This window comes from Blautia sp. CAG:257, assembly GCF_000433815.1.
GTDB classification, from domain to species: domain Bacteria; phylum Bacillota; class Clostridia; order Lachnospirales; family Lachnospiraceae; genus Blautia_A; species Blautia_A caecimuris.
Map to the genome: position 1 here is coordinate 1 of NZ_HF999080.1, position 12770 is coordinate 12770.

At 43.7% G+C, this 12770-nt stretch carries 12 protein-coding genes; all 12 read left to right on the top strand.

The features are described from left to right. The first annotated feature begins 185 nt into the window (after positions 1-185). The gene (locus tag QVP40_RS09810) at positions 186-890 is read left to right on the top strand and encodes a lantibiotic protection ABC transporter ATP-binding protein (protein WP_022068263.1); all 705 of its coding nucleotides are present in this window, start codon (positions 186-188) and stop codon (positions 888-890) included. After that, positions 891-1655: a lantibiotic immunity ABC transporter MutE/EpiE family permease subunit gene (locus tag QVP40_RS09815; protein WP_022068264.1), complete on the top strand. Its 765-nt coding sequence runs from the start codon at positions 891-893 to the stop codon at positions 1653-1655. Continuing rightward, positions 1655-2392, top strand: coding sequence for a lantibiotic immunity ABC transporter MutG family permease subunit (locus QVP40_RS09820; protein WP_022068265.1), 738 nt, complete (start codon positions 1655-1657; stop codon positions 2390-2392). Before QVP40_RS09815 ends, QVP40_RS09820 begins: the two co-directional genes overlap by 1 nt. 12 nt (positions 2393-2404) lie before the next feature. After that, complete coding sequence (locus QVP40_RS09825) at positions 2405-3064, top strand: response regulator transcription factor (protein WP_022068266.1); 660 nt, start codon at positions 2405-2407, stop codon at positions 3062-3064. Next, entirely contained in the window at positions 3055-4671 is a 1617-nt protein-coding gene (locus QVP40_RS09830) for a HAMP domain-containing sensor histidine kinase (protein WP_022068267.1), read from the top strand. Before QVP40_RS09825 ends, QVP40_RS09830 begins: the two co-directional genes overlap by 10 nt. Positions 4672-4793: 122 nt before the next feature. Beyond that, positions 4794-5477 (top strand): response regulator transcription factor, encoded by a 684-nt coding sequence (locus QVP40_RS09835; RefSeq protein WP_022068268.1) that lies wholly within the window; start codon positions 4794-4796, stop codon positions 5475-5477. Continuing rightward, the gene (locus QVP40_RS09840; protein WP_022068269.1) at positions 5474-6394 is read left to right on the top strand and encodes a sensor histidine kinase; all 921 of its coding nucleotides are present in this window, start codon (positions 5474-5476) and stop codon (positions 6392-6394) included. Before QVP40_RS09835 ends, QVP40_RS09840 begins: the two co-directional genes overlap by 4 nt. Positions 6395-6471: 77 nt before the next feature. Further along, positions 6472-7155 carry an ABC transporter ATP-binding protein gene (locus QVP40_RS09845; RefSeq protein WP_022068270.1) on the top strand — a complete coding sequence of 228 codons (684 nt, stop codon included), beginning with the start codon at positions 6472-6474 and terminating at the stop codon, positions 7153-7155. After that, positions 7145-9802, top strand: a complete 2658-nt coding sequence (locus QVP40_RS09850; protein WP_022068271.1) for an ABC transporter permease — start codon at positions 7145-7147, stop codon at positions 9800-9802. The genes QVP40_RS09845 and QVP40_RS09850 overlap by 11 nt, the downstream gene beginning before the upstream one ends. Before the next feature lie 198 nt (positions 9803-10000). After that, positions 10001-10960 carry a MarR family transcriptional regulator gene (locus tag QVP40_RS09855; RefSeq protein WP_022068272.1) on the top strand — a complete coding sequence of 320 codons (960 nt, stop codon included), beginning with the start codon at positions 10001-10003 and terminating at the stop codon, positions 10958-10960. Continuing rightward, positions 10944-11702, top strand: a complete 759-nt coding sequence (locus QVP40_RS09860) for a hypothetical protein (RefSeq protein ID WP_022068273.1) — start codon at positions 10944-10946, stop codon at positions 11700-11702. Before QVP40_RS09855 ends, QVP40_RS09860 begins: the two co-directional genes overlap by 17 nt. Positions 11703-11835: 133 nt before the next feature. Further along, positions 11836-12770, top strand: a 935-nt coding sequence (locus QVP40_RS09865; RefSeq protein ID WP_288200460.1) for an AAA family ATPase, incomplete at its 3' end; no start/stop codon positions are given.

Below are 12770 nucleotides of genomic sequence, written 5' to 3' on the forward strand. Positions count from 1 at the left end.
CCCCCCTTTTTATGGCTCGTCAGGAGCAGAGCGAAATTTTTGTTGTTAAATTTCTTCAAAAGTATATTTCCTTATAAATTCCTTATAATTGTCTTTTATCCTGTAGGTACAATAAGAACAACGGGTAACGTCAGACCGAAAATTCCCGGGATTCTTAAACATATCTTACTTACAGGAGGGAAAAGATGAGTCAGAATATCATTGAGATCAAAAATCTTGAAAAGTCTTTCAAAAAGCAGCAGGTTTTAAAAAATATTTCTCTGTCTATACCGGAAAACTGTGTATACGGGCTTCTGGGGCCGAACGGAGCAGGAAAATCCACTTTGTTAAAAATGATAACAGGGCTTTTGCGGCCGGACTCCGGACAGATTATTTTTCAGGGGCATCCCTGGAGCAGAAAGGATCTGAAGGATATCGGAGGCCTGATTGAAACTCCGCCTGTTTACGAAAATCTTTCTGCCTGGGAAAACCTAAAGGTACGGGCTTTGATCCTGGGGGAAACAGAAGCACGGATGAGGGAAGTGCTGGAGATTGCAGATCTGACTGACACAGGAAAAAAGCCCGCTGGGAAATTTTCTCTGGGAATGAAGCAGAGGCTGGGAATTGCCATTGCTCTTCTGGGACATCCAAAGCTTCTGGTTCTGGATGAACCGGTAAACGGTCTGGATCCTCTGGGTATCCAGGAACTGCGCCATCTGATCCGGAGCTTTCCCGATCAGGGGATCACGGTTCTGGTATCCAGCCATATTTTAAGTGAGATTCAGCAGACTGCAGATTATATAGGAATTATAGCAAATGGAAAACTGGGATATGAGGGAATTGTGGATGAAAGTCAGGATCTGGAACAGCTTTTTATGAAAATTGTGGCAGTAGAGAGAGGGGCGAGATAAATGAATACATATCTTAAAGCAGAAAAAATGAAATACCGTCATACGTTTCTTTGGTGGCTGATGATATTGATGCCTGCGGTAAGCGCTTTTCTGTCTGCCCAGCTGACTCATAATTATTTTGCCATGGACGGATATAACTGGTGGTACATGTTGATGATGCCGGGATTTCTGGCAGTGGCCTGCTCTCAGATTGGAGGAAAGGATCATAAAAAGCAAAACCGTACAATCTGGGTGCTTCCGGCAGATATGGGAAGGATCTGGGATGCAAAGGTGCTGTTATCGGTTATGGTAAGCGGACTTGCCACTTTGTTTCTGACGGTTTTTGTTCTTGCAGGTTCTGTCATTATGGAAAGAGGACTTCATATGACCTTTTTTAATGCCCCGTCCGTACCGGCTCAGATTCTTGCGGCAATACTGATCTGGCTGACTTCTTTGTGGCAGCTTCCCTTCTGTCTGTTTCTGGTGCAGAAAACAGGAGTGCTGGTTATGGTGATCATAAGTGTGGGACTAAGCCAGGTAGCCGGTCCTCTTATGGCTCTGGAAAAATTATTTTTCCTTATTCCTTATGGGATCACTCCAAGAGTGATGTGTCCTGTTTTAAAGACTCTGCCTAACGGCTTGCCGGCACAGCCGGGACAGATGACATATACGCCTCAGCTTATGAGCATACCGGCTGCTGCGGTTGGAGTTGTGGTCTCTCTTTTGTGGTTTGCTGCGCTCTGGTATTTTACACGAAAATGGTTTCAAAGGCAGGTGGAAAAATAATGAGACAGCTAAAAGCAGAGTTTTATAAAATGCGCCACACCTTTTTGTTTCCCCTTCATGTGATTGTTCCTGTGGCTGCCGGCGTTCTTTTTCTGGCATGGACAAGAATCAGCGCACAGCTTCAGTTTTCCGTTTTTGTGCAGGCAGTGGGAGTTGTTTTTCCGGTACTGGCATCTGTGATCTGCGCCGGAAACATAGAGCTGGAGTTATCCGGTCATCTGCAGGGATTTCTTATGACTACGGGAAAAAGAGAAAGCATTTTTCTGGCAAAATGGATGAGCCTTGAAATTCTGGCTTTCCTGGCAGTAATGGGCTCTGTGATACTCTATGGAGTGGGAAACAGAACGATATTGGGTGATATGGAGATCCCGTTTTCTATTTTTTTGAAAGCAGGAGTGTTTCTCTGGCTTGGAAGTCTGCCTCTTTATCTGGAGCATCTGTTTCTGAATCTCTGTTTTTCAAAAACAGTGTCTATTGCTGTTTCCATAGGGCAGCTTCTGATCTCCGCTTTGTTTCTGACAGGACTTGGACAGGGAAAATGGCAGTATTTCCCCTGTTCCTGGAGTTCCCGGGGAACTTCTTTGTATCTTGCGGAAAAATTTAATAGAAGAGCGGCTCTGGGAGCTGCCAATACAGATCTGAGAGATATTCTGACCTGTATCTTGCTGGGAACGGTTCTTTGTGTCATAATCTTTATATGGTTTCATTTTTATGAGGGAAGAGAGGTTTCCGAATAGGAGGAGGAAAAAATGACGCGGATTCTGGTAGTTGATGATGACAGAGGGATTTTGAACGTGATACGTAAAGCCCTGGAAAAAGAAGGATATCAGACAGATACTCTGGACGATCCGGAAAAACTGGATTTTCGGCGCCTGAATGATTATCAGTTGATTCTTCTGGATGTGATGATGCCGGGGATAGACGGTTTCAGTTTGTGCCGGAGAATCCGTGACCAGGTAGATTGTCCTATCCTTTTTGTGACAGCAAAAACAGACGAGGCCGATCTTATGACCGGTCTTGGAATCGGCGGAGATGATTATATTACAAAGCCTTTTGGCCTGGGAGAGCTGAGAGCAAGGGTTGCCGCCCACCTAAGGAGAGAAAACAGAGAAAGAAAGCATGTGATAACTCTGGGAGAGCTGTCTTTTTCCCTGAATTCCAGACAGGTGTTTTTTCAGGGAGCGGAGATTCCTTTTACAAAAAGCGAGTATGCCATCTGTGAATATCTTGCTCTGAATCGGGGACAGGTCTTTTCCAAGGAAAGGATTTACGAGCATGTATTTGGGTACGACGGAGAGGGGGACAGCTCTGCCATTACCGAGCATATAAAAAATATCCGGGCAAAGCTTCAGAAGTATGGGGTATCGCCGGTAGAGACTGTGTGGGGGATCGGATATAAATGGAAATAAGAAAAAAGAAGATTTCGCTTGCAGGACTGTTTGGCCGTTATATTTTTATGTTTGTGACAGGAACTTTTTTTGCGGCGCTGATCTCCGGCGCGGTAATGTTTTTTTTGATCCTGATTCCGTCCGGTCCTTTTCTTCCGGCAAATTACGCGGAGCAGCAGCTGATAAATACAAAGGAAACGCTTCAGGAAGCGGATATTACAGAAGAGGAAATGATTCCTTCGGGCAGTCTTTACGGTGTGTTTGACCGGGAGGGCAGCTTTCTTTACGGAACCTTTGATGAAGAGGTGCAGAAGGACGCCTGGAAAAAATATAAAACAGATACTATATACCCTCAGGAAAAAGGATATTATTTTTTTGTGGAAAAAAATAACGGTGAAATCTGTATTATCAAGTATTTTGTTGCCATGCGCTATGCAAAAGAAAAACTGAATGAGATTCTTCCTTCGCCGGAAACCTTTAATATGATTCTGACGCTGGGAGTTTTTATTACTCTTACTGTGTTAAACGGATGTTACCTGTCCGGGAAATTTGGCAGAAAGCTGAAAAAACAGCTTGCCTGCCTTACTGAGGCAACAGCGCGTATTTCTGAAAATGATCTGGAATTTGCTGCTGAGACCTCTGAGATCCGGGAGGTGGACGAGGTTATGGCTTCCCTGGAAAAAATGAAAGAGGCTCTGAAGGTCTCTCTGAAAACCCAGTGGGATACTGAACAGTTGAAAAAACAGCAGCTTTCTGCCCTTACCCATGATATCAAAACACCTCTGACCGTAGTTCGGGGGAATGCGGAGCTTCTTGTGGAGGCAGAACTGCAGGAGGATGACCGGGAATGTGCTGAGGAAATCCTTAAAAATGCAGGATTTATCGCAGATTATCTGGATTCCATGAGACAGGTACTGAAGGGGCAAAAGGAACAAAAGAGCTGGCAGGAAGTCTCAGTAGAAGAATTGTCAGGGGAAATTTGCGATTTTGTAAGGCAGCTTGCAGCAGTTCGAAAAATACCGCTATCCTTTGAGGTGAGGACTGAAAAACAGCTGCAGAAAAAAGAAGCAAAAAAAGATTCCGGGAAAAACGTAAATCAGGATATCTTCCCCTTAGAGGGAAGCCCTGAAGAAGCGAAAAGTATTCTGTGCTGTAAGGAGGAGATTCTCAGAGCCTGGGGGAATCTGGTAGACAATGCCATAGAGCATACAGACCCGGAGAAAGGAATCTGTGTGACCATTGAAAAGCATCTTGGAAGAGAAGCTTCGCAGGAAGAGTTTGTAGGGGAACATGATCCTATAGTAAGACAGAACTTCATGGGGAATCAGGACTTCACAAGACAACGTGATCCTGCAGGAAAATCAGACAGCGGACAGTGGCAGGACCACAGGGAATATCTGAAGGTTTCTGTGCGGGATTACGGACCGGGATTTAGTCAAAAGGCTCTTTTTCATGGAAAAGAAGCATTTTTCAGCGGAGATGAAAGCCGCCATGACAGAACTCACCAGGGGCTGGGGCTTTCAATTGCAGCAGATTTCATGAAACGGCAGGGGGGATTTGTGGAATACCATAATGTGGATAAGTCACAGGGAGCCGAGGCTTCACTGTGGATCTGTATGAAGAGATAAGAGGATTTCCTGAGTCTGTCTTGCTTCATGGAAGATATCATGATATCCTAAAAAACAAAGTGATTCTTTCAGGATCAAAAGCGCTGTTTGAGTGCAGCAGGACTCAGGAGGTCGGGACATAAATGCTTATATTTTTAATTGAGGATGATGAGGCTCTGGCAGAGGGGATTTCCTTCATGCTTGTAAAAGAAGGGTATGAGACAGAACGGTTTTCTGCCTGCAGCGACAGCCGCAGGGCTCTTGAACAAATTCAGCCGGATCTGATACTGCTGGACTGGAATCTGCCGGATGGTGACGGGCTTATGCTTTGCCGTGAAATATCAGAAAAGTGGAAGATTCCCATACTGATGATCACTGCCCGTGACATGGAGATCGATCAGGTCATGTGTCTGGAAAGCGGAGCGGACGATTATATTGCGAAACCATTTTCACTGGCAGTTTTAAAGGCAAGGATTGCAGCTCTCCTTCGCAGGCAGGGAGGCCAGTCGGAAAAAGCCGGGCAGCTTATCTCAGGACAGATCCGTGTGGATAATAAAGAAATGAGAGCATGGAAAGAGGATGAGGAATTGGACTTAAGCCTGACGGAATATCGTATTCTGAAGTATTTTCTGGAAAACAAAAACCAGGTGCTTTTAAAAGAGCAGATTTTGTCCCATGTGTGGGATAATGGAGGAAAATTTGTAGAGGAAAATACTTTAATGGTCAATATCCGGCGGCTTCGTACAAAAGTAGAAAAAGACGCTTCTCATCCGGAATATATAAAAACTGTTCATGGAATGGGATATCTGTGGGAGGAGCGGAAATGACGCAGGGAATATTGACAGGTGTTCTGATTTTGGCACTTGCGGCAGCTTTACTTCCTGGTCTTTATTACCTGAACCGTTTAAGACGTATGCAGAAACTGCTTCGGGATTACCAGGAAACAGGCACAGCCGGTTTTTCTACTATGAAAGAGACACAGGAGTCAAAACTGGAAAACACTTTGCAGAGACTTCTGAATCAGGCTGAGAAAAAAGAGGTTCAGGCAAAAAAAGAAAGAGATGAGGTTGCGGCGCTCCTTTCAGATCTTACTCACCAGCTGAAAACACCTATGGCAAATGTGATCATGTATACGGAGCTTCTGGAGGATGAATCTCTTAAAGCAGAGGAACGTGAGAGATTCACACATCTGGCCGGAGCTCAGGCAAAAAAGATGCAGTGGCTTCTTGAAAATATGCTGAAAGCCTCCCAGCTGGAAAAGGGGATTATCTCCTTTTCTGCGGAATATACAGGTATTCGTGAAACCATCGGACAGGCAGTAAGCGGCGTTTATGCTCAGGCAGAGGATAAAAATATTACGATTATGGTAGAAGCATTTGAGGACAGAAAGCTGTATCACAATCCTAGATGGACAGCAGAGGCTCTTGAAAATATTCTGGATAATGCGGTAAAATATTCTCCTTCAGGAAGTATAGTTACAGTTCGGGTATATCCGATGGAGCTGTATACCCAGATAGAAATCACAGATCAGGGAATCGGAATTCCCAGGGGAGAATATAATAAAATTTTCCAACGTTTTTACCGAAGCGGCAATGCGGCGCAGACGCAGGGCAGCGGTCTCGGCCTGTATCTGGCCCAGTTAATTTTAAATAATGAAAAAGGATATGTTACGGCAGTTTCCCGACCGGGCGAAGGCAGCAGCTTCCGCGTATTCCTTCTGAATGAAGTTCTGACAGTTTTGTAAGAACTTTTTTCTTTTTTGTCAGGAACATGTCAGAAACCAGTGATATGATAAAAAATAAAAAGAAGGAGGCGAAGATCATGGAAATTTTAAAGACAGTAGATCTGAAAAAATATTATGGATCAGGTGAGAATCAGGTAAAGGCTCTGGATGGGGTGAATCTTTCTGTGGAGGAAGGCGAGTTTGTATCAGTGGTTGGTACAAGCGGATCCGGAAAAAGTACGCTTCTTCATATGTTAGGCGGTCTGGACTATGCCACCTCAGGAAGTGTAGTTGTATCAGGAAAAGAAATTTTTAGGCTGAACGAAGCAGAGCTGACAATTTTCCGAAGGAGAAATATTGGATTTATTTTTCAGAATTATAATCTTGTGCCTATACTGAATGTTTACGAAAATATTGTACTTCCTATTCAGCTTGACGGGGAAAAGCCGGATCGCAGGTTCATTCAGGAGATTATGGAGATGCTTGGCATCCAGAATAAAAAGAACAGTATGCCCAACCAGCTTTCAGGAGGACAGCAGCAAAGAGTTGCCATTGCAAGGGCTCTGGCAAGCAAACCTGCGATTATCCTGGCTGATGAGCCAACAGGAAATCTTGACTCCAGGACAAGTCAGGAGGTTCTGGGACTTCTGAAGCTGACCGGAGAGCGGTTTCAGCAGACCATTGTGATGATCACTCATAATGAGGTTATGGCTCAGCTTTCAGACAGGGTGATCCGTATTGAGGACGGAAAGATCGTAGGAGGGGAGCAGGATGAGAAATAATAATCAGGAAGTAATGCGGCGCCTTTCCATGCGAAGTCTGAAAAACAACAGAATGCGAAATGCGTTTGCCATTGCAGCCATTGCTCTTACCTGTATGCTGTTTACCACACTGGCAGCCATGGGAACAGGAATTTCCGATGCCATGCAGGAATCTACCATGCGTGAGGTCGGGGGGAGATTTCATGCAGGTCTGAAGGCTGCAACAGCGGAGCAGATGGAAAAAACAGTATCAGACAGTCGGGTAAAAGATTATACATGGAATATTTTTATTGGCGTAGCTGAAAATCTGAATAAACGTCAGTATGAGATCAGGATGCCACAGGGAGAAGAGGAGCTGGAAAATTCTTTTATCAAACTGGAAGAAGGCACTATGCCACAGAAAGAGGAGGATATTATTGTTGACACGTATGTTTTAGATGAATTGAGACTTCCTCATAAGCTGGGAGGGGAGATACCTCTGGAATTTACGTTTCATGGGAAAAAGATCACAAGGACTTTCCGGGTGTGCGGCTGGTATGAGGGAAACAGGCTGGGACATGCCTCGGAGCTTTATGTATCAGAAGCCTTCTGGAACCAGCTGAAGGGAAACCTTACAGACAGGGATTTTAAGAAATGGGGAAAGGAAAATCCACAGGAGGCAGGTGTTGGTCTGTATTCGGTTGGCCTGTATTTTGAAAGCCCAAAAAACAGTGAGGAAACCGTTCGTTCCGTGATCCGGGAAGCAGGCTATTATCCCAATGGAGAGGATGAAGGATACAGTTGGGAAGAGTCTCTTGATTATGGTGTGAACTGGGCGTATATGCAGAATCGGGCAGAAAATTTAGATCCCCTGACAATAGTGGTTTTATGCTCTGCGCTTGTGATTATTCTGCTGGCCGGATATCTGATCATTTATAATATTTTTTATATTTCTGTATTTCAGGATATCCGTTTTTATGGATTGTTAAAAACAGTGGGCACTACAAAGAAACAGATCAGAAGTATGATACGTAGACAGGCCCTGATTTTGTCGGCAGTGGGAATTCCCATTGGACTTGCATCAGGATATGCGGTGTCAGATCTTATTTTTCCTTTTGTAATGGAAATGACAGCCTATACAGATCTGGATCTTAAAATAAAATTCCGGCTGTCAGTGGCAGTATTTGGAATTTTGTTTGCCCTGATCACAGTATTTATCAGCTGTCGCAAACCGGGAAAAATTGCAGGAAGTGTTTCTCCTATCGAAGCTATTCGTTATACAGAGGGAAACAGAAGCCGTAAAAAGAACAAAAAATCAGAAACCGGCGCTCAGATTCACCGTATGGCTCTTTCCAATCTGGGACGAAGCAGAAAAAAGACAGCTTTGGTTCTGGTTTCTCTATCCATGAGCACGATACTTCTCTGTATGGTTCTCACAGGGGTGGGAAGCTTTCGTGTGGATGCCTATCTGGAACAAAGGCTTCTGGGAGATGTTCTGCTGGCATCAACGAATATTGTGGGAAACGGGGCAGTAAGAGTTGTTGATTATGAATTGGACAAAGACTATGTAAAGCTGGCAGATTCACAGCCGGGAGTGATTTCCAAAAATGAATTATGGCAGGTCTATGGAATCGCAGATATTTTTATGGATGAGAAAGCCCTGAACCGTTATCGGAAATATCAGGAGGAAGGAAAGCTTCGTCAGGATGAATGGGGTATGGAGGTTATTCATAATGCAAAAGAAAAACAGCAGCTTGATACAAGGATCTATGCCTATGATGAAGCTGTACTGCCAAAGTTGAAGGTACTGAAGGGAGAACTGGATCTGCAGAAATTTGCCCAGGGAGGTTACGTTCTTCTCACTGATATTATAGGAGATTATACAGCCGGCGCTTCTGTGTATGAACCAGGAGAAAAACTGAAAGTTCTTGAGGCCTCAGAGGATTCGGATTTTATAGAAACAAAGGATGAAAATGGAAATTCCACAGGTGGTTACTGGGAAAACCTGAAGGAAACAGAATATGAGGTAATGGCAATCGTGGAAATTCCGGCAAGTATGACAGATCAGTCTCGGCCGGTCAACGGTGTACAGGCGGTGCTCCCAAAGAAGGATGTACAGAACAGCCTTGACAGCTGGTGCTTCGGCATTTCTTATGAGGTAGAAGAGGAATATCTGGAGCAGTTTACGCAGGCGGTTAAGGATTATTCAGAGAATGTAAATAAAAATATGGGATATCTGACAAAGAGCAGTCTGGAAGAGGGGTTCCAGACCATGATCGGTTCAATCCGTATGATAGGTATTGCACTCAGCGCCGTGATCGCCTTTATTGGTATTTTGAATTTTATTAATTCTATTATTACCGGAATACTTGCCAGAAAGCATGAATTTGCAGTTTTGTGCAGCATAGGAATGACCGAGCAGCAGCTGAAGCGGATGATTTTGGAGGAAAGCCTGTATTATGTTCTGATCTCAGGAATCATCAGCGTGGCTCTGGGCACTGCTCTTTCCAGAATAATTCTTTTGGCTCTGAATAACGTGATCATGTTTTTTGCTTATCGTCCGAATTTCCTGGCATTTGTGATCATGCTTCCGCTGTTTCTTGTCCTGGCAGTGTTGGTGCCTCATCTGGCTTATAACCGGATGAAGAAAGAAAGTATCGTAGAACGGCTCCGGAATACCGAGGAGTAAAAGAGAATATGAAAGCTGTACAAGTCAGTTGGTGAAATGTCCGGTGCAGTGTGGGTGAAACGCTCATGTTGCACCGGGTTTTTTTCGTAAAAAATATTTATTGTGATATTGATTTTTGACTTATTTTAACTTAAATATTGTATCTTAACTTAAAAAGAGTTATAATGCAGAAAAAGAGTTAAGAGTGTAGGTGATGACATGGAATATCTCGATAAAGTTCTTGGAGTTAAGGTTATCTATGAGGATGTGGAGTTTAAGCACTTACCCAATTTTATAGCAACAAGGTATCGCTTACAGATGGTGTCTATGAATGAGCAGAAGGCGGTTTTTCTTTATCTTAAGACAGAACTGGAACGGATTGAAGTACTGAAAAAGCATATTGCCCGGATACAGAAAAATGAGAACTTACCCGTTGTGCTGGTGCTAAAAGAACTTAGCTTTCGCCAGAAAGAATATTTGATTCGTGAGAAGATCCCTTTTATTGTAGAAGGAAAGCAAATTTATTTGCCTTTTATGGCGATATATTTGCAGGAACGGTGCAATGCTGAAAAAAAGTTACGGGAAGAAATACTTCCATCGGCGCAGATGCTTCTGCTGCATTTCATTTACGGAGGCGCACAAGAACTATCCACAAGTCAGGCTGCGAAGGATTTGGAACTGACACCTACTTCTATATCGAGGGCATCGAAACAGCTTGAAGAAATGGGATTGCTGCATATCAGGAAAGTAGGTGTGCATAGGATTCTGCAATCTGAGGATTCTCCGAAAATACTGTTCCAGAAAGCAGGAGATAAGTTGTTGAACCCAATAAAACGAACGGTTTATATTCCGAAAGAATGTGTGGGAACAGACTTGCTGGAAAGTGGATATTCGGCATTGGCAGAGTGTTCCATGCTGAATGCACCGAATGTTAAATGTTATGCGGCAGAAAGAATCTCTCAATGGAAAGGTGTTATGACTAATAGCTTGCAAGATTCGCAGGTGCAAGTGGCCGTAGAAATGTGGAGATACAATTCACGAAAATTGTCTGCGCGAAATGTTGTAGATGAACTTTCGCTGGCATTGGCATTGAGAGAAGATGCAGATGAACGAGTTGAAGAAGCAGTTGAAGAAATGTTGAATGAACTGTGGAGGAAAATAGATGGTTACAGGAATTGACAGTTTTAAGGAATGGTTCAAGGAAAGTGAAGAGCAGTATGCTATTATTGGTGGAACGGCGTGTGACATTCTGATGGCGGAGGAAGGACTGGACTTCCGTGCAACAAAGGATATTGACCTTGTCTTGATTATAGAAGCAGTTGATGCAAATTTTGGAAAGAAATTCTGGGAATATGTAAAACAGGCGGGATATGAGCATTGCAACAAAAGTTCGGGAGTACCGCAGTTTTATCGGTTTAGTCACCCGATCACGAATCAGTATCCTGCGATGATTGAACTTTTTACTCGAAAACCGGATGCTATTCAGCTTCCAGAAGATGCAACTTTAACGCCGCTGCCCATGGATGAAGATATTTCGAGCCTGTCTGCTATTCTTTTGGATGAGGATTACTATGAATTTTTGAAACAGGGAAAAGTCACTGTTGGTGGAGTGACTGTTTTGGATGCGGCATACTTGATTCCGTTTAAGGCAAAAGCATGGATGGATTTGACGGATCGTAAAGTCACAGGAGAACACGTTGACAGCAAAAACATCAAGAAACATAAGAACGATGTTTTCCGTCTGACGGAATTGCTTGATCCCGCGGTCAAGACTGCGGTTCCCCAAGGAGTTTATGCCGATATTCAAGAGTTTGTTCAGCGGATGAAAAATGAAAACGTGGATACTAAGCAATTAGGGCTGGTTGGCAGAACAAAGGAGGAGATTCTGGAAGAATTGAAAGAAATGTATGAGACACTTTAAATAGATATTTGAACAGATATGGGCATTCATCGTGCCGCCGGACTGAACTGCTTGTAGAATGCAGTTCGTTGCACGTCTGCGAGAATGGCAGCGCAAAAAGATACTATACTCAGCCCGGAGGGAGGCGCACACTATGCAGATTACTGACCTTAAGATCCGCAACTTTAAATCCATTAAAAATCTTCACATTGCCGACATTGAGAATGCTTTGATCCTGGTGGGGCAGAATAACACGGGAAAAACAGCAGTACTGGATGCGATCAGAGCAGTCAGCGGAGATTATCAGATTCAGCAGGAGGATTTTCTGGAGGACTATCCAAACATAGAGATTATGGTAAAGCTGAGGATTACCGAGGAAGACCTTACAAGAATGCAGAAAAAGCGCATGATCAGTCCATACAGGAATTATGCTTCCTGGTATCAGGATTTTTGCCGGAAGCTGCCCTCTTATCAGGATGGGATTCTGACCTTTGAATTTGTGGCAAACAGACAGGGAAGAATCCGGTACAGTGACGGTTATCAGAAAAATAATACCAGTATCCCAAGGCTTCTTCCCCGTGTTTACTATATAGACGCTCAGAGAAAGCTGGATTTTCTTCAGGAAAATCTTCTGCTTCTGCAGGAGGATGATCTGCTGAAACAAATGCGTTCCGACTGCTGTATATTTGACCGGGCAAAAACCTGCACCCACTGCTTTTCCTGCATTGGATATCTCAACCAGAAAACAACCCGGGAGCTGAATGCTTTTGAGACGGCAAGGCTTCTGGATTATAAGCTTTATCAGCTGAATCTGAATGATTTTTCCAGACGGGTGAATGAGAGGTTTCGGAAAAACGGAGGGAAAGAGCAGATTTTTTATTCCATGAACCGGGATATTGAAAAGATGCTTTCTGTTACCGCGGAGGTTTATGATGAAAAGCAGAAAAAATATAAGTCCATTAATTCTCTTGGAAAGGGAATGAGAAGCATTTATATGCTGTCTCTTCTGGAAACCTGTGAGGAAACAATGGATGATGCGGCAGATCTGATCATTGTGGAAAATCCGGAAATTTTTCTTCATCCAAAGCT